Genomic DNA, 24,405 nt, shown 5'->3' with positions numbered 1-24,405 from the left:
TTTCATCACTTGAGCGAATGTATTACTCTCATTTACTTTTTAAGTCCATCAGTAAATTGTCTCGTAAATAACTGTAACAAACTAATTACACGAGAATATTGCATTCTCGTAGGACCTAAAATAGCAATTGTTCCAAGTTGCTCTTCGCCGATTGAATATGTTGCAGAAATTAAACTACAATCCTCCATAGCCGTCGAAGAGTTTTCCCTACCAATTTTCACTTGAATCCCGACTTGTTTATGACGCAAAATGTCATAAAATTCGGCTTCATTATCAATCATGGTAAGTAAAGATCTAACCTTTTGAATGTCATGGAACTCTGGCTGCGAAAGCATATTTGCTTTTCCTCCAAAGTATATCTTTTCCGATAACGGAACTTGAAATGTACCATCCAACATTTTTATTGCACTATCGTAATTATGAACATACCCACGTAAAACTGTAACAATCTCCTTAAAGATTTTATTATGAAGTTCTTCCATCGGTACGCCAGATAGCTTTTCATTTAAAATATTAACCATTTTTTCTAAATCTGATAAATCAACAGATTCCGGAACGGTAATCGTTTTACTTTGTACATGCCCTGTATCGGTTACAATAATAGCGACAGCAGTTTGACGATCAAGCGGCACAATTTGTACATTTTTAAGTTTATTTGTACTTAACTTCGGTCCAAGAACAATGGCCGTATAATTCGTAAGTTCTGATAAAATTTGAGCAGATTGTTGTGCAATTTTTTCCGCTTCAAAAATTCTTTCAGCAAATAAATCTTTAATTTGTACAATTTCAGCGTTCGGTAAGTTTTGCGGTGCTAAAAGATGGTCTACATAAAATCGGTAGCCTTTCTCAGAAGGAACACGTCCAGAAGAACTGTGCGTTTTTTCAATAAAACCTAATTCTTCTAAGTCCGCCATTTCATTTCGAATAGTAGCTGAACTAAATGTAATTTCATCTTTTTTAGCCAACGTTCTAGACCCAACGGGCTGCGCTGATCCAATAAAGTCATCAATAATTGTTTGTAAAATTAAGAGCTGACGTTCCGTAAGCATCTCATCATCACCTCTGTTAGCACTCTTTGTCTTTGAGTGCTAAATCTATTAATAACTTACCAAAATTGACATTCAATTGTCAACGGAAACGTCACGAAATAATGAAACTTTTTCACGCCTATGGAACATTTAATTAGTCAATCAAAAATGATTGGAATACTTCATTCCCTAATAATTTTCCTTTTCGCGTTAAACGCACATGTCCATCTTCCTCTTCAAGCAATCCCTGCTCTTGGTTGCTTTGTAACTGCTTCGCGAAAACTTGATCCATCTCTACATTAAATTTATTGCGGAACGCCGTTTTAGAAACACCTTTTGTTTTTCGAAGCCCTAAGAACAGCTCTTCTTCCATTCTTTCTTTCTCCGTCACTTTGTGAACATCTAAATACGGAAATCCTGTTTCATCAATTTTATTAAAATATTGCTTCAGCGGACCTACATTTTGAATACGTTCCCCGTTCACATAACTATGAGCTCCAGCTCCAAATCCATAATACTCTTCATTATTCCAGTATGTGAGATTATGTCTACTTTTATTGTCACCTTTTGAGAAATTACTAATTTCATACTGGTTATAACCGTGTTTCTCCATTTCATCCATTACTATTTCATACATTTTCGCTTCATGGTCTTCACCCGGAAGACGCAATTTCCCTTTGTTCATTAAGTTATAAAACACTGTTTTAGGTTCCACAATTAATGAATATGCAGAGAAATGTTGTACACCAAGCGTAAAAGCAATATCTAATGTTTCTTTTACATCTTCTATCGTCTGTCCTGGCAAAGCATAAATAATATCTACATTAATATTTTTAAATCCTACTTCCTGTGCTTCTCGAATCGCGAGGAATGCATCTTCCCTCGTATGCTTGCGCCCGATTTTCTCAAGCAGTTCATCACGGAACGTTTGCACACCAAAACTAATTCGATTCACTCCACCTTCTAGCAGTACATTCAACTTCTCTTTCGGCAGATCTCCTGGATTCGCTTCAAATGTTAATTCACAATTTGGGGCGAACGGACGCAAATGACGATTAATAATCTCGAGTAATTTTTTTGTCTGTTCCATATTTAACGCTGTCGGAGTTCCCCCGCCCACAAAAATCGTTTTTATACTATCAAACGGAACTTTTTGAACCGTATTTATTATTTCCTTCTCTAAATAATCTAAATATTGATCAACCGGTTGGCGTTCAATAAACACTTTATTAAAATCACAATAGTGACAAATGTGCTGACAAAACGGAATATGAATATATGCAGCTTGTACCAAATATAACTCCTACCTTTCTAAAAAGAAAACCTCCGCACTCCGGAGGGTTCTCTACTTCTCTAACGTATTACGAATTTGTTCCATTCGCATTTTTCCCCAATCATACATCATTTCAACGATCGGTAAAAGCGACATGCCTAGTTCCGTCATATAATACTCAACGCGAGGAGGAATTTCGGGATATACTGTCCGATCAACAATTCCATCTTCCATTAACTCTTTTAATTGGTTCGACAAAACTTTATGAGAAATGCTTGGGAATAACCGTTGTAATTCACTGAAACGATGTGGTCCTTCCACACCAAGGTGCCACAGTATCACAACTTTCCACTTTCCACTAATAATAGAAAGCGTCAATTCCTTTTCACAATTAAAATTACCATTTTGTATTTTATCTTGAATATCTTTTCGAATATTTTCGGACATTAACAATCTCCTAACTCTATATGAACTAAAAAGCTCTCTCATTATTGTAAATGAGAGCTGCTCAGATGTCTAAAAAGTAATTATACAGAAAAAAGAAGCCGCACAAACGACTTCTTTTTTATTTCAAATATTAGTTGTCATCCATTTTCAGTACAGCCATAAATGCCTCTTGCGGTACTTCTACAGAACCAACAGACTTCATACGTTTTTTACCTTCTTTTTGCTTATCAAGAAGTTTACGCTTACGAGAAATGTCACCGCCGTAACATTTTGCAAGTACGTTTTTACGCATCGCTTTAATTGTAGAACGTGCTACAACTTTATTTCCGATAGTCGCCTGAATTGGCACTTCAAATTGTTGTCTCGGAATTAATTCTTTTAATTTCTCTACGATTACTTTACCACGGTCATACGCTGAATCACGGTGTACGATAAATGATAAAGCATCCACTTGTTCATTATTTAAAAGAATATCCATTTTCACAAGTTTAGATGGTTTATAGCCAATTAACTCGTAGTCAAACGATGCATACCCTTTCGTATTTGATTTCAATTGATCGAAGAAGTCATATACGATTTCTGATAACGGGATTTCATATGTTAATGTAACACGCGTTTCATCTAAATATTGCATATCAATAAACGTTCCACGTTTACCTTGGCAAATCTCCATTACAGCTCCAACATAGTCATTCGGAACCATAATTGAAGCCTTCACAAACGGCTCTTCTACACGATCGATAGACTGTGGATCTGGCATATTAGATGGGTTATCAACAATAACATCTTCACCGTTAGTTAAATAAACTTTATAAATAACGCTTGGCGCTGTTGTAATTAAATCAATCTTAAATTCACGTTCAATACGTTCTTGAATGATTTCCATGTGAAGAAGCCCTAAGAAACCACAACGGAAACCAAATCCTAGCGCTTGAGATGTTTCTGGTTCAAACTCAAGAGCAGAATCGTTTAACTCTAATTTTTCTAATGCATCACGTAAATCGTTATAACGAGCAGAGTCAATTGGATACAGACCACAGAATACCATCGGGTTTAACTTACGGTAACCTGCTAACGGCTCTGCAGCTGGACGTTTCGCATGTGTAATCGTATCACCAACACGTGTGTCACCAACATTTTTAATCGATGCTGCTAAGAAACCTACATCACCTACTGTTAACTCGTCACGTTGCGTAGTTTTCGGTGTAAATACACCTACTTCTGTTACTTCAAATTCTTTACCCGTTGCCATCATACGTACTTTATCGCCAACTTTTACTGTTCCATTTACAACACGGATATAAGCAATTACACCGCGGTACGGATCATATAAAGAGTCGAAAATCATACATTGTAATGGCTCTTCTGAATCACCCGACGGAGCTGGTACTTTTTCAACAATTTGTTCTAAAATTTCTTCAATACCAATTCCAGCTTTCGCAGAAGCAAGTACCGCTTCTGATGCATCTAAACCAATTACATCTTCTACCTCTTGACGTACACGTTCTGGATCCGCACTTGGTAAGTCGATTTTATTAATAACTGGTAAAATTTCCAAATTGTTATCAAGCGCTAAGTATACGTTTGCTAACGTTTGCGCTTCAATACCTTGCGCTGCATCTACTACAAGAATCGCGCCTTCACAAGCCGCTAAACTACGAGATACTTCGTACGTAAAGTCGACATGTCCTGGTGTATCAATTAAATGAAGAATATACTCTTCACCATCTTTTGCTTTATAGTTTAATTGTACTGCGTTTAATTTGATTGTAATACCACGCTCACGCTCTAAATCCATAGAGTCAAGCAACTGAGCTTTCATTTCGCGTTGTGTTAACGCGTTTGTTTTCTCTAAAATACGGTCTGCTAACGTTGATTTTCCGTGGTCAATATGAGCAATAATAGAGAAATTACGAATTTTGGACTGTCTTTTTGCTCTTTCTTCTTTATTCATCTATGTTCTCAACTCCTAATAGTCTCGCCAATATACACTAGCACTGATTATATCAATAGAGCAACAAAGATTCAATGAAAACTCGTGCTGCTTACGATACAAATCATTCTATCTATATCTTATGCGAATAAACCATAAGAGACAAACCCTTTTCAAATTTTAAAACGGCTGTCTTACAAATCAGTAAAACAACCGCCTCCCATGTTACTCTTAGCTAAAAATTCCTTTTATTTTCCCAACAACTATATCCGTCCCGAACTTCGTCATTTCATAAGCTACACTTGCTACCGCCATCCCAATTCCTTCTACAACATTAAAACTTCTTAAACGTTCTAATTGCTGTTGTTTTTCTGAGGCCGAAAACGAGCTACCCAAAATTTCTGATTCAGCACCTGTACTTTCTGTCCCTGTCATATGAGCTATTTGTTCATATGACAATTGCTGATAGCCTTTCATACTTTTCAAACCATGATTAGCAAGTGCCACTCCTGCTATCATCATAAGTAAACATAAAGCTACACTACATATACACAAAAGCGCAAAGCGACTCAAACCATAATCATCTGTTCCCCTCAATGTGTATATGCTCCCGTATTATCTTGATCAATTTGATGATGTAGCGCTGCATTTAAACCACTCGCTATTACATTCGCCATATCCTCAATAAAAGTATCTACTTCTTTTGGGGTTACCATTAAATTATGACCAAGAGGAGATAGCACTTCATAAATCAGCCTTCTTTTTTCTTCTTCTTCCAACGTACCAACAGCACCTAAAAACATATTTCTGCTCTTTTCATCCGGCATATCTTCTTCTGTTAATTTTTTCTTTTCTCCAAATGAAAATCCCGCTGGTAACAAAGATCGTGAAGGTTTATTTCCTTCTTTCATCTCTCGACCAAAATGTTTCAAAATAAAATCAATCGTATCACTTGTAATCGAAACAGCATCGACCACAGTCGGAACACCAATTGCGATAACAGGGATACCTAATGTGTCTTTACTTAGTTCTTTACGTTTATTCCCAACCCCTGATCCAGGATGGATTCCAGTATCAGAAATTTGTATCGTGCTATTTACTCGTTCAATAGAACGAGCAGCTAATGCATCAATTGCAATTACAAAGTCCGGGTTCGTCTTCTCAATAATTCCATAAATAACATCGCTCGTTTCGATTCCTGTAATCCCCATTACCCCCGGCCGAATTGCACTAACAGGCCTAAATCCTTCTTCTACACTTTCAGGCTGCAATTGAAACAAATGTCTCGTTACTAATACATTTTCTACAACTATCGGTCCAAGAGCATCTGGTGTTACATTCCAATTCCCAAGACCTACAATTAAACAGCTTGCTTCTTTTGTAACTCCAACCTCTTCTAAGAAACAAGAAAATTCTTTTGCAAAAATACGCTCCACTTTTTGTTGAAGTTCTGTATCTTGCTGACGTATCCCTTGTACTTCAAGTGTTAAATAATTTCCAGGTTTTTTCCCCATCGCTTCAGAGGCAGCTTCATCAATCGTTACTTTTGTAATTATAGTACCTTCTTCTTCTCTCTCTTTTACAATAACTCCCTGTATCCCTTTTTGTTCTTCTTGGCTTTCTTGCAACATTTGATGAGCTTCTACAGCAAGGTCAGTTCTAATGCTATATTTACTTAAATCTAATGGTTCTTTCATCGTATCTCCTCCGTAATTCATAGTAAATATCGTTAGATTTCCCAAAGTTATATAAGGTCATTCTTTCCTTTACGTGAAATTTCATGGATATACTATTGCAATTCTCTTCACCGTTTGATAGAATATCACTTGTTCTATGTAAGAATCGAGTCATTCGATTGCACCAGGGAGGTGAAAAGTATGGCAAACATCAAATCTGCTATCAAACGCGCTAAACTTAGCGAAGAGCGTCGTGCACATAACGCTTCTATCAAGTCTGACATGCGTTCTGCTGTTAAAACTGTAGAAGCTTTAGTTACTAATAACGATCTTGAAAATGCTAAAGAAGCTTTCAAAACTGCTTCTAAAAAACTTGACAAAGCAGCTCGTAAAGGTCTTATCCACCAAAACGCTGCAGCTCGTCAAAAATCTCGCTTAGCGAAACAAGTAAACGCGTAAGGCGTTTAAAAAACGATCCATTTGGATCGTTTTTTTATATACAAAAAAGTTCATGCACTAAGTGCATGAACTTTTTTGTGTCATCACATATGATTTAATCGCATTAAGAAAAATTCGAGCACAAGCTTCTTATCCATCTTTCCCGTCTTCATACTATAATCAGCTTCCGCTAATTCTATAATCACTTTTTTTAATTCTTCAAAAGAGAAAAACTTCGTTTGATTCATTGCTAACTTTACACGATACGGATGTACACCAATATGAGACGCAATTTGATTTTGTCCATAACCACGTTGCTGTAGCTCTTTCACTTGATACAACAAGCGGAATTGACTCACTAATAACGCAAGCAATTTAATCGGCTCTTCCTGCTGCGTAAATAATCCATCCAAAATTTGCATTGCACCTGCAATATCTTTTTTCACCACTTTTTCTGTCAAAGCAAATACATTTTGCTCAACTGATTTTGGCACAAGCTCTGCAACAAGTTTCGTCGTAATCTCTCCACCCATACCAACGTATAACGTTAACTTGTCCATTTCCTTCGCCAACATCGTTACATTACTTCCCACAAGCTCTAGCAACAAACTAACAGCCGCGTTATCAATATGCACATGCACTTCATCTGCACGAGCAACAATCCACTTCTGAACATCCTGTACTTGCATCGCATTCGCTTCTACTACATCTGCTGTTTTCTTTAATAGTTTTGTAATTTTTTTTCGCTCATCAAGTTTTTCGTAAGGCGCAACAAAAACAAGAATAGAAAATGGAGAAGGTTCACCAATGTATTCTTCTAAAATTTTTATATTTTGCTCTAACTTTTCTTTTTGCGAAGTCAAAAATAGCGGTGATTTTATTAACAGTACTTTTCGTTCTCCGAAGAAAGGAAGCGTACGCGCATCCTCAACCACATCTTCTAAATACGCTTCTTCTAAATCGTATGTCACAACATTAAACTCTCGATCTTCTTCTTCAAGTGCTTCTGTCGTAATAAGCTTTATCGTTTCATTTATAAAAAAAGCTTCCGTTCCATATATTAAATATAACGGAGCAAACTGTTTCTTTTTAATTTTTTTATGTATATCACTCATACTTTTTCCTACTCCCTAACTTGGCAATATATATTTATACTAATGCCCTAGCTTTTGTTTTACAAGTACAAAGGAACAGGCTTTATAACCCGTCCCTTTATTTATATTAAACGCCACGCAATAAGCCCCGGGTTTCTTATTGGTGTGCGGTAATCACCTTCCCTTTATTATTCGCAATAAAAATTTGAGTATAAGTGCCAACTGTTAACATGCTTGGAAACGAAAAACTCACATTACTTCATGATTTACAAGTAACAAAAAAGCTCGTTTTCTCTTCATATGGAAATTGTAGATTTTTTTCTGACAATATTTTATACTAAAGTGGAATGTTGGGGAGGGATTCTAAATGAATGATTTTGAACAAAACGTTCAAAGTAAACGCAATGACGCTATTGATTCAGGGGTAGGATTTATCGTCTCATTTGGTTTTTTCGCAACACTTTTCATCATTGCAACTGTTATTAAATTTATCGGTTCTTAAAGACTGCCACTTCATGGCAGTCTTCTCTTTTTCATCTATTATGTGTTTTATCATATGTGATTTTACTTTTAAAGGTTCCATTTTCCCCTTTAAAAACATAGGAAATAGCACCTTGCTTGTCCGTGCGCCATATCGCACTCCCCATCTTCTCAAAACGCTCTATCACTTCTTTATGCGGGTGTCCATACCTATTCTGCTTACCAACAGATATAATCGCTACACGAGGCTGTATGACGTTCAAAAAAGGCTCTATAGATGACGTATTACTCCCATGATGAGCAACTTTTAAAACATCCACTTGTAAATCTGGATATGCCTCTACTAAAATCTTTTCCCCTTCTTCTTCCAAATCGCCTGTAAATAGCCACTTCACCCCTCCAAATTTTGCCCATATTACAATTGAAGCGTTATTTTCGCTTTTTTCTTTTCCTTTTGGAGCTAAAACGAAAAATTCCGCTTCATTTACACTCCAACTCTCCCCTTCCCCCACTTCAGTTATTTTCATTTCCTTTTCTAATGCCCGTTTCTTGACTACTTTTTCTAATACTGCATCTTTTCCCTTTCGGCCAAATACCACTTCTTTTACAGGTATATATGATAATAATTCTTGCGCAGCACCTATATGATCTGCATCTCCATGCGTTACGATTAATTTATCAATTGTTTTAATACCTTCTTTTTGTAAAAAGGGTATTAAAACATCATTTCCAACAGAAAATTCATGCTTTTTTTGTTGCCATTCTTCCTTATTTACACGAAGCGTTCCACCTGTATCAATAAGATAAATCCCTTTATCATACGGAAGGCGAATTAATATTGCATCACCTTGTCCAACATCAATAAATGTTACACTTCCGCTGCCTCTAAAATATGGATATATATAATGACATGTGCTAATAAAAAGAAATACACTCGCAACTATACAAACTATTTTTTTCGGCGCTCTCCGTTCCCAAACCATCAATATACTGACAATACTGGCGCAATATACAGCTACAAGATTGAAGGGCGTTTCCCCGAAGATAAGCTGGGTAAATGGTAAACTTTCACAATGACTTAGAAAATCATTAGACATACTCAAGCCTATTGATAATACATCGGCAAATCCTTTTGCGAGAAACGGGACAATTGGCATACACAGTAAAATAATAATGCTACATGGTAATACAATGATAGATAAAAACGGAACGTATAAGAGATTGAGGAGAATGCTATATGGAGAAAAATAACCAAAGTGATATAACAAAATCGGAGTACTAACGAGCTGTGAAATGATAGAAATATAAATAGAATTTCGGATTATTCCGTTGCTACTCTCTAACAATAACGGAGCAGACAAAAGTAAAGCGAAGCTACCTACAAAAGAAAACTGAAATCCAATATTAAAAACAAGATAAGGGTCATATATAAGCATGCATATAGCTGTTACACTTAAAGCATCTAAACTAGATAAACGAATCGAGCACATAAAAGCAATCAACATCAAAACTCCTGTTATAGAAGCTCTTATAACAGAGGGTGACGCCCCTGCTAAAACCATATACAAGGGAATACAAACGATAAGGCAAATTGTTGCTACCTCCCTTGTCACACCGCTTCTTAGCAAAATAAAATATACTATCACCATTAACATTACAATGTGCGAACCTGAAATTGCTAACAAATGTACAAGACCAAATTGTTGATATTGCTCTTCCACTTCAAACGTCATTTGTTGTCTATCACCAAATAGTAATGCATTCATAAAAGCACCTGATTGCTCTGGAAACATTTCTGTAACTTTCGAGATTGCTTGTTGCCTCAAAAGAAGAATCCATTGCGTGAGCGACAGTGATGTTTTATAGCATTCAGCAATATATGTAGCCTCAAATGTGAAATGAATATGTTGTTTGTATAAATAATCACGGTAATTAAAACCATGAAAATTCCGAGCTGTTTCCGGTTCTTTCCTCTCACCCTCGAATACACATGATATCCCTGCGTATAATTGTTGCATTTTTTTCTTTTCCAAGACTGATTTGATTCTATAACTTAACTGCACTATATTTTTATTCTGATCTTCAAATTGAAAAGATAGGCGATCCCCATTAACAAGCGGTGCATTTTGTATAACCCCTCTTGTAACTCCATAGGACTCCCCTAGAGGCTTATTCCACGTTTGAACATAGGAAGTGTATATGGCGCTACTAAAGCACGCTACAATACAAAAAATGAAGGTTTTACGCGAAGTGCGATATAAACAGAAGAAAACATTTAAAAAGAGGCAAAAAACTATCAATAAAAGTGACGAGGAAAAGGCAATTGCAACCCCTATTATAAATGAGATTGCAACATACCCCCATTGTTCCTGCAACTTATACTCACTCCTTATAGCATCATTTTTGCTTTCGTGAATACATGCTGTAATTCTTCCATTGATAAATTATCTTTTTCTAAAGACGCAAATAATTCTTTCAACTCTGTATAACGTTTTTGCTCCTCTAATGCAGCAATATCATATTCTAGCGGAACGTGCTTCACTGTTACGTTCGCTTGTTCAAATAACTCTATGGCGTATGGATGATTTTTATAATCCTGCGCATAATAAACCGCTGTAATACCACTTTGAATAATTGCCTTACAACATTGTAAACAAGGGAAATGCGTAACGTAAATTTCTGCTTCCTCTGTTTTCGCACCAAACTTGGCACATTGTAATAAAGCATTCATTTCGGCATGAATTGTCCGAACACAATGATTATCGATTACGTAACAACCATCATCTATACAATGTACGCCACCTTTAATTGAACCATTATACCCACCAGCAATAATTCGTTTATCGCGAACGATCGTCGCTCCTACCGCAAGCCTTGTACATGTACTACGCAAAGATAGTAGATGGCTTTGCGTCATAAAATATTGATCCCATGAAATTCGTTCCATATTTTTCACCTACTTTTTTGTCTACTTGTAGTGTAGCGAAAGAAGAAAAACTTCGTCAATCTTTTACGGAATAATAATTTGATCTTTTATCTTTTCAAGAGACTTCGCACCAATCCCATCAATCTCTAATAAATCTTCTATTTTCTGAAACGGACCATGTTCTTCTCGATATTTCAAAATACTTTCTGCCTTTCGAGAGCCAATCCCTGTAATTTTTTCTAGTTGTTCTTTCGCCGCTGTATTTATTCGAATCTTACCATCTTCCTTAGAAGAAGTAAGCACCCCTTGTTCTGACTCATTTTTACTCGGTATATAAAGAAGCATTTGATCTTGTACAATTTGTGCTAAATTCACTTTTTTCATATCTACTTCTGATAAAAAACCACCAGCCTTTTGAACCGCATCCTTTACGCGATCTCCTTCCTTCATTTCATATACCCCTTCTTTACTGACCGCTCCTTTCACATCAATTATAATTGTTCTTTTCTGTTCCTTTGTATCCGATATTTTCGGTTTACCCTTTTTTTCTATCTCCTTCTCTTGTACATTCATTGTAATAGGCGTTCGTTCTACACTCTGATTCGTTTTCCAAAAAACAAGAAAAAGTAAAGTTCCAATAATAGCTACTAAACCTAACCACTTTTTCGGAAAATCCCACATCATTTTACACCTCTAATCATAAATTTATAACATCATTCATATTGTTTAGGAGAAAGCTGTTACGAAGGAGGGATGAAACTTTGAACATAGGAATTATAGGGACAGGAAACATGGGAAATATACTAATCGATGCATTTTTAGAAACCCGTGCTGTCAAACCTTCTTGCCTTACAATCATTAATCGGACGCCTGCAAAAGCATATCATATAAAAGAAAAATACCCTTCTGTTCAGATAGCAAAAACAATCCCGGAAGTAATCGAACAATCACAACTTATTTTTATTTGTGTTAAGCCGATAGATATATACCCTATCCTAAAAAAATACGCTGAACATTTTTCTGATGAAACGTGCTTAGTTTCTATTACAAGTCCAATATCTCCATCACAATTAGAGACTCTCGTACCTTGCCACGTCGCGCGTATCATTCCAAGTATCACAAATCGCGCTCTCTCTGGCGCCTCACTATTTACATTTGGAGATAATTGCTCTGAAGAATGGCAACAAAAACTACTTCGTCTATTCAAAAACATTTCTACACCTCTTGTAATAAAAGAAGATATAACGCGCGTTTCATCTGATATAGCAAGTTGCGGTCCTGCTTTCTTTAGTTATTTACTACAATGCTTCATTAACGCTGCTGTAGATAAAACAAATATTACACACGAAGAGGCTACTACTTTAGTAAGTGAAATGGTCGTGGGGATGGGGAAATTACTTGAAAAAGAAATCTTCACATTACCTACCTTACAAGAAAAGGTTTGCGTGAAAGGCGGCGTTACTGGGGAAGGCATTCGGGTTTTAGAAGAACACGTTGGAGATATGTTCCATAAGTTAATCGAGCGAACACATGAAAAATTTGATGAAGATTTAGAATGCGTTGATCAGCAATTCAATAAACACACATAATAAATACGTCATTTTCATTCCAAATCCTTTTTATAAATACTTACTTTTTTACAATACATTTTCACGTCAACTACTATTCCCACACTTTACGCATACAATCTTCAGATTATGCTAGAACTAAAAATACATTTTCTTTATAAAACAAAAGCAACCTTCTCGGTTGCTTTTGTTTTATCCGTTTTTCTTCGCCATGAAGAAAATACGCTCTGTTTGTTCTGTAACTTCAAGTCGCTCAAAATCACCTGTTACACGAAGCACTGTAAAACCTGCTTCTTCAAGCCATTTCGTTAACTCTTCCACTTGATATGCACGTTGCACGTGACATTCGTCAAACCGATGGTACACATCTTCTTCCGGATCTTGAACAAAGAATGTTAAATCATGCTCTACACTATTTGATTCTTCACCAGGGAAGCAATTCCAAATAAGAGATATTTCTTCTCCATTCACTGTATACGTTTCATTTTGAAATACATGATGTATTTTATATAAAGAATGTACATCAAATAAAAACAAACCATCTTGACGTAAATGATGAAATACTCTTCTAAATGTTTCTTGTACTCCATCTTCTTGCAATACATAATTTAATGAATCACAAAAGATGGTTACACAATCAAACTCACCTGGAACATCAAGCTCTCGCATGTCTTGTTGATAAAAAGGAATAAAGTATCCCTCTCCTCCTAGTTTTTGCTGAGCGACTGTTAACATTTCTTCTGAAAGATCGACACCTATTAAATCGTAACCCTTTTGCACAAGCGGCAGGGTTACATTACCTGTACCGCATGCTACATCAAGAATTTTTGCCTCTTTCATATCTGCCTGCTGTAAACTTTCCTCTGTAAATTCCACCCATTTATCATAAGGGACATCATTCATTAGTTCGTCGTACAACAATGCAAATTGTTCGTATTTCATTGGCCTAACTCTTCTGTAATATCTTCACGTGGCACATCGCCCCATAGACGCTCTAAATTATAGTGATTACGCTCATCTTTATGGAATACATGAGCAACTACATCTCCAAGATCAACTAATACCCAACGTGCTTCGTCAAACCCTTCCATACGTTGTACGTCGATTTGGAACTCATGTGCTTTTGATTTAATTTCACGTGCAATTGCTTGCACTTGTTTGTCTGAATTCCCGTGACAAATAATGAAATAATCTGCAATTGGTGAAATACCTTGCATATTTAGGACAACCATATCTTCTGCTCTCTTATCATCAGCTGCTTTTGCCGCTAATACTAATAAATCTTTATCGTTCATTTACTCATTTCCTCCTTGATAACTGCATTGTATGTTTGGAATGTTAATGGATAAATCGTCTGATCTTTTTCCATTAAAAATTGAATTGTTCTCTTTAACGCAAATAATAAAGCTTGATTTATATCCGTATATGCGAGTTTACGAGCCTCTTCCACTCCTGGAAACTTTCGCCCAGGTTCAATGTAATCAGCTACATAAATCACTTTATCTAACATCGTCATATTCTCATGACCACTTGTATGATATGTAATAGCTTGCAAAATTTCAGAATCCGTAATGCCTACTTCTTTTTCTACTAAGTATGCCCCAACAGGTGCATGCCATAACTCTTTGTTATAGCAAAGTAAATCTTTCGGCAAATCTTCACGTTTAATAATCTCTTCCATCTCTGAAATTGCTCTACATTTCGCATAATCATGGAATATAGCTGCCATCTCTGCTTTTTTTTCGTCCACACCGTATAACTTAGCAAGCACAATCGCTGTCTCCATTACACCAATTGTGTGTATATAACGTTTTTCATGCATTTGTTGTTTGACAATATGCAGTGCATTCTCACGATTCATACAACCCATTCCTCTCGATATATACCTGTACTTTTTCGGGAAGTAAATATTTACACGTTTTCTTCTCCTTATATCTCTCACGTAATAAGGATGAAGAAACTGCAAATTCCGGAATTTCCACTGTAGTGATCTTATATGGTGTATGCAATGTATACCCAGGTCTTGCAACTCCAACAAACGTTACAAGATTAAGTAAAGCTTCAATGTTATACCACTTCGGTAAATACTCAACCATATCCCCACCAATAATAAAGTGAAACTGCACATCCGGATACTTCTTCGTCAATTGTAACATAGTGTCATACGTATAAGATGGGCCCTTCCTACTTAGCTCTTCTAAACAAATAGAAAAGTGCTCTTCTGCCTCAGTCGCGAGCTCTAACATATGTAAACGACTTTCTACACTTGTAATATTCCGCCCTTGTTTATGTGGCGGAATCTGGTTTGGCAAGAACCATACTTCTTCCAAGTTCAAAGCGTGATATACTTCATTTGCAATTAGCAAATGTCCATAGTGAGGCGGATCAAATGTACCGCCAATGATGCCAATTTTTCTCAAAAGAAACGCCCCTTCCTTTTATATACAGCAACTCTCCTCGGTTAGGAATGAAGAGAGTTGCTATTAATAAAAGTTCAATTGGTTTCGCTCTCTACATCATTACGCATAAACGATAAAAATAGCGCATGCTAGTCTTTTTATCGAGGAAGCTTAATTTGTTTATTTTCTCTTGATTCTTTGTATAAAACGATTGTGCTTCCAATTACTTGAACGATTTCAGCACGTGCACCTTTTGCAAGTTCTTCCGCAACCTCACGGCGATCAAATTCACAGTTTTGTAATACACTTACTTTAAATAACTCACGAGCTTCTAAAGTATCTGCGATTTGTTTAATCATATTTTCATTTACTCCGCCTTTTCCTACTTGAAAAATTGGTGTTAAATGATGTGCTTGTGCACGTAAAAATCTTTTTTGTTTTCCTGTTAACATATATGTTAGCCTCCAAGCTTTTCTATAACTAATTGTTTCATTCTCTCGATATTTGGCGTGCGTCCTGTCCACATTTCAAATGCAAGTGCTCCTTGATAAATAAACATATCAATACCATTTTGAATGATTGCACCTTGCTCTTTTGCCTCACATAAAATTTTCGTTTCAAATGGATTATAAATTATATCTGATACAATCGTTCCTTTTTTTAACGAACAAATTTGTAATGGCGTATGTTCTACGTGTGGATGCATACCTATCGTTGTCGTCTGAATGATAATATCATAATTTCCTTGTTCTTCTGTCGCTTTTTCTAATGACAAAGCAACAGAATTAACATCGGCCGTACGTGCAGCAATAAGTTCCTTTGCCTTATCTACTGTACGATTGGCTACATCAATCTCTTTTACACCTACATCAGCAAGAGAAAAATAAATAGCTCGGCTAGCACCACCTGAACCAAGTAACAAAATACGTTTCCCTTGAAGTGGTTCATTACTAATTGACTGCAGCGCTCGAACAAAACCAATCCCGTCTGTGTTATAGCCAATTAATCTTCCATCCTTATGAACCACTGTATTTACTGCACCGATTTTCCTTGCCAATGGGTCAATCTCATCCAAATACTCCATAATAGCAACCTTGTGCGGAGTTGTTACATTAAATCCTGAAATACCTAATGCTTTTAAACCTCTTACTGCTTCCCCTAGCAATTCCTCTTCAACAAGGAACGCATGATAATGGGCATCCATATTCAAGTGTTCAAATGCATCGTTATGCATAACGGGTGATAATGAATGTCCAATTGGATTTCCGATTACACCATATAATTGTTTCATAAATCCCTCTCCATATTAAATTAAAGATTTACGTAGTGAAACACTTACTCCTTTTGGTACGTGTGCAACAATTTTTGCTCCTGGTTCGTTCACAGTAACCCATCCTAATCCAGAGAATACAACATCTGTTTTAGGTTCACGAATATTAAATTCGTATTTCACTAGCTCAGGCATATTTGCTAATTCTTCTGGCGTTGGTGGGCTTAGTAAATCCCCAGCATGATTTTTATATAATTCATCTGCTTTCTCAAGCTTTGTACGATGGATTGTTAAGCGATTCGAGAAGTGACAAGTAAATGCACGACGACCACCACTTACATAATCAAAACGTGCCAATCCACTAAAGAATAACGTTTGTTCTTCATTTAATTGGAATACCATCGGCTTAATTTCTTTTGTTGGTGTAATAAGCTTTAAGCTTTGCTTTCCAACATAATGAGCCATTTGGTGGTGGTTAATAATACCTGGCGTATCATATAAAGAAGACTCTTCGTCCAATGGAATATCAATTAAATCCAGTGTTGTTCCTGGGAAATGAGATGTTGTAATTACATTTTCAGTCTCATCACTAAATTCTTTAATCATACGATTAATAAATGTCGATTTCCCTACATTCGTACATCCAACAACATAAACATCTTTGCCGCCGCGATAATACTCAATAGCATCTGCTAGTTCAGCAATTCCTTGTCCCTTCGCTGCACTAATTAAAAAGACATCTTCTGGTTTTAATCCTAGCTGCTTTGCACTATAGCGCATCCAATGTTTTACTTTATCATGTTTTACTGACTTTGGAATTAAATCAGCTTTATTTCCAACAAGTAATACTTTATTATTCCCTACGAAACGATGTAAGCCAGGTAACCAGCTACCATTAAAATCAAAAATATCTACAATTTTGACTACTAATGCATCTGATTTTCCAATTCCATTTAAAATGCGTAGGAAGTCATCATCTGTTAACGATACATCTTGAATTTCATTGTAATGCTTCAAGCGAAAACAACGTTGACAAATAACTTGTTCTTTCTCTAAAGATGAGGCAGGAGCATACCCCACTTCGTTTTTATTTTCTGTTTGAATTTCTACACCGCAACCAATACATTTAATTGTTTCAGTCAAACTTTATTCCTCCCAGTTAATTAAACCTTTTTTCTTCATATTTTTCATAATTCTTCGTTCAATTTTTCGATTAAAGCGCGTTACTAATCCGTCCGTTTGTGCTACCGGTACAACTAAAATTGTATGAAGACCTACTCGGTTTCCACCAAGCACGTCAGTCAGTAACTGATCTCCAATTACTACAACTTCATCTGGCTGCAAACGCATCTCTTGTATCGCACGCTTAAATGCGCGAACAAATGGTTTACGTGCACTATGAATAAATGGAATACCTAATGGATCAGCAAAATCTTTCACACGTTGCTCATTATTATTTGAAACGACCGTTACTTGAATGCCTTGCTCTTTCATTTCCAAGAACCATTTTTCAAGTTGCGGCGTTGCATTGGGACGATCCCATTCAATTAAAGTGTTATCTAAGTCAGTAATAACGCCTTTAATCCCACGTTTTTTTAAATCTTCTGGTTGAACATGATATACATTTTTCACATATTCATTTGGTAAAAATAGTTTCAATTTCTTTCACCTCTTTGAGGATTTTTCATAAAATTTTTCGACAACATTTTTCGATATATAACCTGTGGATAAAATTGTACACATTTTCCACATTAATTTTTCAGTTAATTTGGAATTTACTAACAAACTATACACACTTTATCCACCTAGGTATGTGGATAACCACTCGTTTGTGACTGTCATATTTTTTTGGTACATTAAATGCATCAACGAATCAATCCTTATATTATTAGGAGGTGACTCACCTTGAAAACAAAACATATGGAACAGTTATCCACTGAGTTACTCACTGAGTCTTATTATAAAGCAAAAGAACTAAAATTAAATCCCGACTTCATTTTACTTATAAAACAAGAAATCATTAGACGCTCATTAGAGGACAAGCTTGTCAAATCATCTTGATTACATATAAAGTGAAAGTTTAATCAGCCCTTACCAATCAAACAGTTAAAGGATAAATTATTAGATGCCCTGTAAAAAGAGCCATCCTACGATGGCTCTCGAATAAACAAGTACTCCCATCTAGGGGATTTCATCATTAAGTATCTTTGCCCATAACTCTTACTTACGGTTATAAAAGCTTTTCTTTATTTATGAGCTAAGCGAGTAGCTATTTTTTCACCAAGACGAAGCTCTTGTCCACTCTTTAATTCCTGCACTACTTCTATCATATCTTTTTCAAACAATAACACAACTGTTGAACCAAATGTAAAGTATGCCATTTCTTCACCTTTTTGAACAGTGTCTCTCTCATGCAAAAGCTCAATACTATTAACAAACATAGCACCTACTTTTACAAGAGCCATATGCTCGCCATCACTGCTTACTTCTGTAACAGAACGATAATTTTTTGACAGTGGTTCTTTCCCGTATTCCATACCAGCTGCATTTACCGGATATGATTTTCTACCGAGTACAAATCTTTCAGTCACAGAACCAGAAAGCGGACTATGAATGCGATGATAATGACTTGGACTCAAATAAATTACCATATATGTACCGCCTGCATATCGCGTTGCACGTTCTTCATTACCTAGCATATCCACGATTGAATAGCGCTTTCCTTTAATATCAAATGTTTTTGTATCCTCAATAGGACCATGATCTGCAAAAACACCATCAACAGGACTAACGATACTCGATGCATCTGTATCAATACTACGCTTTCCTTCTTTTAGCTTACGCGTAAATAATTCATGCAATGTTCTATATTCCTTCAAACCCTTTTCCATCTCATCTTGATTAATTTGAAAAACTTTCGCGTACGATGGAATAATGATAGAGCTCAAACGAGATTGTGCAAATTTACGTAATATATAAGAAGTAAAGCGACCATTTGTAAGTTCTATCATAAGTCGATATAATGTACGTCGCAAATTGCGAAACCCCCTAATCAGTCTATAACTTTAGTTTTCCCTTCTTTTCTTTCTATATCATATGTAAAATTGGTTCTTATTCCCACATATCATATAAAGCAGCCTTATTATATATACAGAAAACTAAGTATGGTATTATTCTTAAATTATTTAGCACCTTCTAATATTACAGATAGAATCCGTCATTTTCAACAGTGAACATGTATTTCTTCTTAGCATAACGCGTTTTCTTTTCTTATTTACAATAAGAAAAGCAGCCCATTTTAAATATGGCTGCTTCTAATACACTTTACTCTTTCGCTTTTTTCTCTTTCTCTGCCCTTACAAACTCGTGGAACATTTTCATTAAAGCACGCTTTTCAATCCGTGATACGTAGCTTCTAGAAATACCAAGCGCCTTAGCGATTTCCCGCTGTGTTTTCTCCTTATCTAGCCCAAGTCCAAAACGTTTCACAATCACTTCTTTTTCTCTTTCGTCTAAAATATCGATATACTCTTTAATTTTTTCTAACTCCATACTAAGTTGAATCATATCAATTACATCTTCAGACTCTGATTTTAATATATCAATAAGCGATATTTCATTGCCCTCTTTATCTTGCCCGATCGGATCATGAAGTGAAACATCTTTTTTCGTTTTCTTTAGTACACGTAAATGCATCAAAATTTCATTTTCAATACAGCGTGCTGCATACGTCGCAAGCTTCGTTCCCTTTCCTGCAGAATAGCTCTCGATCGCTTTAATGAGCCCGATCGTACCAATTGAAATTAAATCTTCTGCATCTTCTCCTGTGTTCTCAAATTTTTTAACGATATGAGCTACAAGCCGTAAATTATGTTCAATTAAAAGATTTCTCGCTTGAGCATCACCTTGCTCCATTAACTCTAAGTACTTTCTCTCATCATCTGATGATAACGGCTGCGGGAACGCATTGTTCTTCACATAAGAAACAAAGACAAACACTTCTCGAACCATATATCCAATTGCGGCGAATAGACTCAAACCTTTCACCTCCGCCAAAATAGTGGTCTTTATTATGTGTATGTGGGCGTGAGGTTGTTTGTGTCTGTACAGTTTATTTATAAAACTCAACACTTCTAACATTTAAAATATTTTATCGTTATATTATAATTAAATAAAATTGTTATTTATATATGAATATGCTATTAAAGGGGACACTATTCATGATTACATTAGAACGATTATTAAATGTAACAATTTATTTAGGGGTATTTTTACTTTTCATTTCGTTCATTACTTTTGTTATTAAAAGAGGGCCTGATTTATTATTTTTTCAATTTGGAATTTCTTTATTTTTTGGAGCTCAAATTATAACTGGAATAAAATTTTTTCATAACTATGGTTTCTCCTTTCACTCAAAACTAGAACTACTTATCTTTATTTTCTATGTAATTGGAATTATTACATGTATACTATTATTCTTTCACTTTCAAAATCCGTATCGAATTTTTTTATTAATCTGTAGTTGTTTATTTTTAACTGGATCCAATTATTACTTTAAAGAAACATTAAATTTTAGTAAAAAAATTCCAAAGCAAAACAAAACTTTTTTAAGTACACAAGAAGACTCTTTTCCAAAAGAAGTTCGTAAATTTTCAGAGGATTACAACAACATAATAAGAAATGATTTTTATGAAATACCGATGATTCCTACTGAATTACAGATTACAAGCAAAAAAGATTCTTCCCATAGTACATCTTACTTAGTTGAACTTCATAATAGCGAAAATGAAATTACTGATGACTCTGTACAATTAACTCCATCAGACCGTTTTTATGTGCTGTTAAATAAACAAAAAACAAAAATATCAAAAATAGTATATGAAGGGCAGAATTTTTTCACATTTACAGTCACACTAAAGGCTCTTAATTTACAGCAAGAACCAGAAATTCATAATATGTTTTTAGAAATAGATAAACGTAGAGCGATGAATCTTCTTAATTTTGAAATTAAAGCCCATACTAAAGAATGGAAAGTAATATTTAAAAGTGATAGTTCTCATTCCAATCTTCCTATCACATTTACTTTTGAAAAACGAACAGGCAAAGTATAAAAATAAAAAGAGTTATTTTCTTTGAAAAATAACTCTTTTTATTTTACTTACTCCAAATCTTTCTCCCCGCTTGGGCATCAATATAACGAATTTCCCGCCTACAATTAAAAGGTTCTTTATGTTTTTCATCTGTCGTTTGTTTGTAAAGTAGTTTGTATTTCGTTTCCTCTGCATCATGATCTAAAAACCATTCTAATTTAACTCGGATAGCCTCTCTGTATATTTCTAACGCTTTTTCTTTAGTTACTTTTGGTGTTATTTCATATGTGAGCAATTTTTTTATAAAGTTGCTAGACTCCCCCGAGTAGTGCATAACAGCACCATTTTCTGCATTGATGTTAATCATAAATTGGTTATACTCTGCCGGAATATCATTTATATATACAGAAAAGATAAATCTTTCAATCCCATCTTCTGCTTCTTCACGTTCCTCCCAAAGACGCAGATATTGTGTGATATCTGGAATAACTCGTTCTAAAAATTGAAGTGCTTTTTGTAAACATTCCTCTCTAGACAGTATTTGCTTTACTTCTTTATCATCTGTCAGTTTTATAAAACCAGTTAATTCATTGGTTAATTTATCAATTTTAACGCTAACTAAATTATTATATTTCAACATCGGTAAATGCTTTTTAAAGAATTCATTCATTAAATATGGATCCTTTTCTTCTTTCTGTTTTTGTAATTCCTCTTTCGGAACAAATTTCATCCTTATTTCATCATCATTTTCTGTCTCATCTACTTTTGTAAAACCTTCTTTATTCCAGTCAAATAATTCGAATACGTCACCTCGTTCGTTACCTTTTTTCGATTTTTCAACAGCTACAGCCGAAGGTAATTTATAATGATCTAGTCCAAATAAATCTTTACCTGTACTTGCATCAATAAACGCATGACTAGGCTCTGGTTCATATACAAGCTGGTACCCTTTTACTTCTTCCCCGCTTTCATACTCACATGAAGAGTATGTTAAATCTACAAATACAAGTCTCATATCTTGTCTAGCTTTCAAATTTTCTAAAACGATATTCTCCTCAACAATTTCACTTGGCCATAACGTTTTTTTCTCTATAGCTTTTTGTCCATTGTAATGAAAATGCACAACATTACCTGAAGGGTGCACTCGCACAACGCACCCTGTATTCGGCAATGGATAGCTATTCACTTCTTGCATATAATTTACTTCTTTCCAACCGCGCCTGTCGTCCTTAACCGTTACATATGTATAGAATTCATATCCTTCTTTTGTATATTTTTTCAAGAACGCATTTGCAATCTCTCTTGCCTTCTTCTCCTCTATCGCTTCCTTGCCACTTGAAAAAGAATTTTCATCATCTATCCTAAATTCAATTAAATTACCAGTATGTCTATTTAATGTAATTTGTATCTGTTTCTCCTCATCATCTTTATGTGCCCACCACAATAAATGATACGGGTCATCAACCCCTTCTTGATCATCTACAACAAGCCTATAATCACCTGGAATATCAATAATATGAGCCACTCGCTCTTTTCTCTCTTTATCTTTTTGATTCATTATTCCCCTCCTCAATCTTACAATTTAAGGTAATTATAACAAAGAAAACTAAAATTTATTAACAAAAAAGACTAGAGATATCTCTAGTCTTCTACTTCGTTTCACGATGTAACGTTACTCGCTTTAACCGTGGACAATATTTTTTTAATTCGATGCGTTCTGGATTGTTTCGTTTATTTTTTTTAGAAATGTAATTACGATCACCGCACTCCGTACAAGCTAATGTAATATTTACACGCATATTTAATTCTCCTTTTTTTCAAAAATCGCAACTAAAACGTAATTATTACGATTTATATATTATAAAACTTCATTCTATTTGTCAATTGCAAAAACAAGAAGATTCCATTTAGAATCCCCTTGTTTTTATAGTTAAATAAATTTTCTCCCGCATTAACGGGCAGTAAGACCCCCACTGATTAAAAGTTTCACTTTATTAAAACGATTCGTATGTAACAAACTCACTAATCGGCTTTCGATATCCTCGTGGGCGAGTTTTAGTCGTATCACTTTTTCCTATCGTAATCATTAAAACAGGTACTATATGCTCCGGCATATTCAATTCACTTTGTACTGCTTTTTCATCGAAACCAATCATTGGACATGTATCATAGCCATAATATTTAGCTGCGTACATAAAAGTCATCGCGCTTAACGAAGCATTTCTAATCGCTTCATCCTCCATGAAACGCTCTCCTTTTCCTTCATATAAACCTTTCGTTTGCCTAATTGTATCTTCATATTCACATTCATCAATCATTTTTAAAACTTTCATACCGAAGTAAATATTTTCAACATTTTGGTATGCTTTTTTATCACCACAAACGAGCACTACCGCTGATGCACTCGATATTTTATATTGACCAAAAGCTAATTCTTTTAATCTTTCTTTTCGCTCTTGATCACGAATTACAACATAATGTGTGTGCTGCAAATTATAGCAAGATGGAGAAAGCTTAGTTAACTCAAATATTTTTTTAAAATCCTCATCAGGGATTTCTATACCTTGTATAAATTTCATTGCAGAACGTCTAGCAATTGCTAATTCTTCAAAGTTCACCATATATCCTCCTCGATAACTGTAAATTTAAATATACATTAATTTATAAAAATAGATAAATCAAATAAAAACACTTTAAATCCGAATAATAATTATGATTAACAGCAAAAAAGACAAAAAGCTGAAACAATTAGTTCATACGAAATTCACACGAATCTATTACTA

At 35.2% G+C, this 24,405-nt stretch carries 28 protein-coding genes; 5 read left to right on the top strand and 23 right to left on the bottom strand.

Going from position 1 to position 24,405, the window contains the following annotated elements; translation table 11 throughout:
* Nucleotides 1-32 precede the first annotated feature (32 nt).
* From hrcA to gpr, 6 genes are all read right to left on the bottom strand, one after another.
* On the bottom strand, nucleotides 33-1,049 hold the full coding sequence (hrcA, locus tag ACTFR8_RS11105) for a heat-inducible transcriptional repressor HrcA (protein WP_000954941.1): 1,017 nt from the start codon (nucleotides 1,047-1,049) through the stop codon (nucleotides 33-35).
* Nucleotides 1,050-1,182: 133 nt separating this feature from the next.
* Nucleotides 1,183-2,322 carry a radical SAM family heme chaperone HemW gene (gene hemW / locus ACTFR8_RS11100; RefSeq protein ID WP_000249427.1) on the bottom strand — a complete coding sequence of 380 codons (1,140 nt, stop codon included), beginning with the start codon at nucleotides 2,320-2,322 and terminating at the stop codon, nucleotides 1,183-1,185.
* 51 nt (nucleotides 2,323-2,373) lie between these two features.
* Nucleotides 2,374-2,748, bottom strand: a complete 375-nt coding sequence (locus ACTFR8_RS11095; RefSeq protein ID WP_001293539.1) for a winged helix-turn-helix transcriptional regulator — start codon at nucleotides 2,746-2,748, stop codon at nucleotides 2,374-2,376.
* Nucleotides 2,749-2,878: 130 nt separating this feature from the next.
* Entirely contained in the window at nucleotides 2,879-4,702 is a 1,824-nt protein-coding gene (gene lepA / locus ACTFR8_RS11090) for an elongation factor 4 (RefSeq protein WP_001030951.1), read from the bottom strand.
* Between the two features lie 210 nt (nucleotides 4,703-4,912).
* Entirely contained in the window at nucleotides 4,913-5,278 is a 366-nt protein-coding gene (locus ACTFR8_RS11085) for a YqxA family protein (protein WP_001215034.1), read from the bottom strand.
* A complete protein-coding gene (gene gpr, locus ACTFR8_RS11080; protein ID WP_000662616.1) occupies nucleotides 5,275-6,378 on the bottom strand; it encodes a GPR endopeptidase in 1,104 nt (367 codons plus the stop codon). Before gpr ends, ACTFR8_RS11085 begins: the two co-directional genes overlap by 4 nt.
* 180 nt (nucleotides 6,379-6,558) lie before the next feature.
* Here gpr and rpsT point away from each other — a divergent pair, with 180 nt between their 5' ends.
* Nucleotides 6,559-6,816: a 30S ribosomal protein S20 gene (gene rpsT / locus ACTFR8_RS11075; RefSeq protein WP_001274011.1), complete on the top strand. Its 258-nt coding sequence runs from the start codon at nucleotides 6,559-6,561 to the stop codon at nucleotides 6,814-6,816.
* 83 nt (nucleotides 6,817-6,899) lie between these two features.
* Here rpsT and holA read toward each other — a convergent pair whose 3' ends face one another.
* Nucleotides 6,900-7,910: a DNA polymerase III subunit delta gene (gene holA, locus ACTFR8_RS11070; protein ID WP_001279908.1), complete on the bottom strand. Its 1,011-nt coding sequence runs from the start codon at nucleotides 7,908-7,910 to the stop codon at nucleotides 6,900-6,902.
* 346 nt (nucleotides 7,911-8,256) lie between these two features.
* Between holA and ACTFR8_RS11065 the strand changes: the two genes are divergently transcribed.
* A complete protein-coding gene (locus tag ACTFR8_RS11065; RefSeq protein ID WP_000997609.1) occupies nucleotides 8,257-8,391 on the top strand; it encodes a YqzM family protein in 135 nt (44 codons plus the stop codon).
* Between the two features lie 31 nt (nucleotides 8,392-8,422).
* Here the strand turns inward: ACTFR8_RS11065 and ACTFR8_RS11060 are convergent, their stop codons facing one another.
* The 3 genes from ACTFR8_RS11060 to ACTFR8_RS11050 all read right to left on the bottom strand — a co-directional run bounded on the left by ACTFR8_RS11060 (nucleotide 8,423) and on the right by ACTFR8_RS11050 (nucleotide 11,979).
* Nucleotides 8,423-10,744, bottom strand: a complete 2,322-nt coding sequence (locus tag ACTFR8_RS11060; RefSeq protein WP_144607936.1) for a DNA internalization-related competence protein ComEC/Rec2 — start codon at nucleotides 10,742-10,744, stop codon at nucleotides 8,423-8,425.
* 14 nt (nucleotides 10,745-10,758) lie between these two features.
* The gene (locus ACTFR8_RS11055) at nucleotides 10,759-11,316 is read right to left on the bottom strand and encodes a ComE operon protein 2 (protein WP_000439773.1); all 558 of its coding nucleotides are present in this window, start codon (nucleotides 11,314-11,316) and stop codon (nucleotides 10,759-10,761) included.
* Between the two features lie 63 nt (nucleotides 11,317-11,379).
* Nucleotides 11,380-11,979: a helix-hairpin-helix domain-containing protein gene (locus ACTFR8_RS11050; protein ID WP_000989937.1), complete on the bottom strand. Its 600-nt coding sequence runs from the start codon at nucleotides 11,977-11,979 to the stop codon at nucleotides 11,380-11,382.
* Between the two features lie 77 nt (nucleotides 11,980-12,056).
* Between ACTFR8_RS11050 and comER the strand changes: the two genes are divergently transcribed.
* Nucleotides 12,057-12,884 (top strand): late competence protein ComER, encoded by an 828-nt coding sequence (gene comER, locus ACTFR8_RS11045; protein ID WP_001020560.1) that lies wholly within the window; start codon nucleotides 12,057-12,059, stop codon nucleotides 12,882-12,884.
* Between the two features lie 171 nt (nucleotides 12,885-13,055).
* On the opposite strand, the gene ACTFR8_RS11040 is transcribed toward comER, so the two are convergent.
* The 8 genes from ACTFR8_RS11040 to ACTFR8_RS11005 all read right to left on the bottom strand — a co-directional run bounded on the left by ACTFR8_RS11040 (nucleotide 13,056) and on the right by ACTFR8_RS11005 (nucleotide 18,191).
* Nucleotides 13,056-13,805, bottom strand: a complete 750-nt coding sequence (locus tag ACTFR8_RS11040; RefSeq protein WP_000873069.1) for a class I SAM-dependent methyltransferase — start codon at nucleotides 13,803-13,805, stop codon at nucleotides 13,056-13,058.
* Nucleotides 13,802-14,158 carry a ribosome silencing factor gene (gene rsfS / locus ACTFR8_RS11035; protein WP_000998173.1) on the bottom strand — a complete coding sequence of 119 codons (357 nt, stop codon included), beginning with the start codon at nucleotides 14,156-14,158 and terminating at the stop codon, nucleotides 13,802-13,804. The genes ACTFR8_RS11040 and rsfS overlap by 4 nt, the downstream gene beginning before the upstream one ends.
* A complete protein-coding gene (gene yqeK / locus ACTFR8_RS11030) occupies nucleotides 14,155-14,724 on the bottom strand; it encodes a bis(5'-nucleosyl)-tetraphosphatase (symmetrical) YqeK (RefSeq protein ID WP_144607934.1) in 570 nt (189 codons plus the stop codon). The genes rsfS and yqeK overlap by 4 nt, the downstream gene beginning before the upstream one ends.
* Nucleotides 14,714-15,283, bottom strand: coding sequence for a nicotinate-nucleotide adenylyltransferase (nadD, locus tag ACTFR8_RS11025; protein WP_001226048.1), 570 nt, complete (start codon nucleotides 15,281-15,283; stop codon nucleotides 14,714-14,716). Before nadD ends, yqeK begins: the two co-directional genes overlap by 11 nt.
* Before the next feature lie 137 nt (nucleotides 15,284-15,420).
* A complete protein-coding gene (yhbY, locus tag ACTFR8_RS11020) occupies nucleotides 15,421-15,714 on the bottom strand; it encodes a ribosome assembly RNA-binding protein YhbY (protein ID WP_000955224.1) in 294 nt (97 codons plus the stop codon).
* 5 nt (nucleotides 15,715-15,719) lie between these two features.
* Nucleotides 15,720-16,553, bottom strand: a complete 834-nt coding sequence (gene aroE / locus ACTFR8_RS11015; protein ID WP_144607932.1) for a shikimate dehydrogenase — start codon at nucleotides 16,551-16,553, stop codon at nucleotides 15,720-15,722.
* A 15-nt stretch (nucleotides 16,554-16,568) separates the two neighbouring features.
* Nucleotides 16,569-17,675, bottom strand: coding sequence for a ribosome biogenesis GTPase YqeH (gene yqeH, locus ACTFR8_RS11010; RefSeq protein WP_000140799.1), 1,107 nt, complete (start codon nucleotides 17,673-17,675; stop codon nucleotides 16,569-16,571).
* Nucleotides 17,676-17,678: 3 nt separating this feature from the next.
* Nucleotides 17,679-18,191 carry a YqeG family HAD IIIA-type phosphatase gene (locus ACTFR8_RS11005; RefSeq protein ID WP_000765314.1) on the bottom strand — a complete coding sequence of 171 codons (513 nt, stop codon included), beginning with the start codon at nucleotides 18,189-18,191 and terminating at the stop codon, nucleotides 17,679-17,681.
* Between the two features lie 246 nt (nucleotides 18,192-18,437).
* Between ACTFR8_RS11005 and ACTFR8_RS11000 the strand changes: the two genes are divergently transcribed.
* Entirely contained in the window at nucleotides 18,438-18,593 is a 156-nt protein-coding gene (locus tag ACTFR8_RS11000) for a sporulation histidine kinase inhibitor Sda (RefSeq protein WP_000850094.1), read from the top strand.
* Nucleotides 18,594-18,778: 185 nt separating this feature from the next.
* Here ACTFR8_RS11000 and ACTFR8_RS10995 read toward each other — a convergent pair whose 3' ends face one another.
* Nucleotides 18,779-19,567, bottom strand: coding sequence for a phosphatidylserine decarboxylase (locus tag ACTFR8_RS10995; RefSeq protein WP_001255000.1), 789 nt, complete (start codon nucleotides 19,565-19,567; stop codon nucleotides 18,779-18,781).
* 289 nt (nucleotides 19,568-19,856) lie between these two features.
* On the bottom strand, nucleotides 19,857-20,570 hold the full coding sequence (gene sigK, locus ACTFR8_RS10990; protein ID WP_000051382.1) for an RNA polymerase sporulation sigma factor SigK: 714 nt from the start codon (nucleotides 20,568-20,570) through the stop codon (nucleotides 19,857-19,859).
* Nucleotides 20,571-20,722: 152 nt separating this feature from the next.
* Between sigK and ACTFR8_RS10985 the strand changes: the two genes are divergently transcribed.
* Complete coding sequence (locus tag ACTFR8_RS10985; protein ID WP_002005744.1) at nucleotides 20,723-21,643, top strand: hypothetical protein; 921 nt, start codon at nucleotides 20,723-20,725, stop codon at nucleotides 21,641-21,643.
* Between the two features lie 43 nt (nucleotides 21,644-21,686).
* Here the strand turns inward: ACTFR8_RS10985 and ACTFR8_RS10980 are convergent, their stop codons facing one another.
* The 3 genes from ACTFR8_RS10980 to ACTFR8_RS10970 all read right to left on the bottom strand — a co-directional run bounded on the left by ACTFR8_RS10980 (nucleotide 21,687) and on the right by ACTFR8_RS10970 (nucleotide 24,243).
* Entirely contained in the window at nucleotides 21,687-23,180 is a 1,494-nt protein-coding gene (locus tag ACTFR8_RS10980; protein WP_100619256.1) for a YcdB/YcdC domain-containing protein, read from the bottom strand.
* Nucleotides 23,181-23,271: 91 nt separating this feature from the next.
* Entirely contained in the window at nucleotides 23,272-23,421 is a 150-nt protein-coding gene (rpmG, locus tag ACTFR8_RS10975; RefSeq protein ID WP_001265617.1) for a 50S ribosomal protein L33, read from the bottom strand.
* 195 nt (nucleotides 23,422-23,616) lie between these two features.
* Nucleotides 23,617-24,243: a nitroreductase family protein gene (locus ACTFR8_RS10970; protein ID WP_000245976.1), complete on the bottom strand. Its 627-nt coding sequence runs from the start codon at nucleotides 24,241-24,243 to the stop codon at nucleotides 23,617-23,619.
* Nucleotides 24,244-24,405 lie beyond the last annotated feature (162 nt).

The sequence above is a fragment of the Bacillus cereus group sp. MYBK15-3 genome (genome assembly GCF_051916765.1).
GTDB classification, from domain to species: Bacteria; Bacillota; Bacilli; order Bacillales; family Bacillaceae_G; genus Bacillus_A; species Bacillus_A cereus.
Note: the sequence above shows the minus strand (reverse complement) of the source record. Positions and strands in the feature narration are given on the sequence as shown.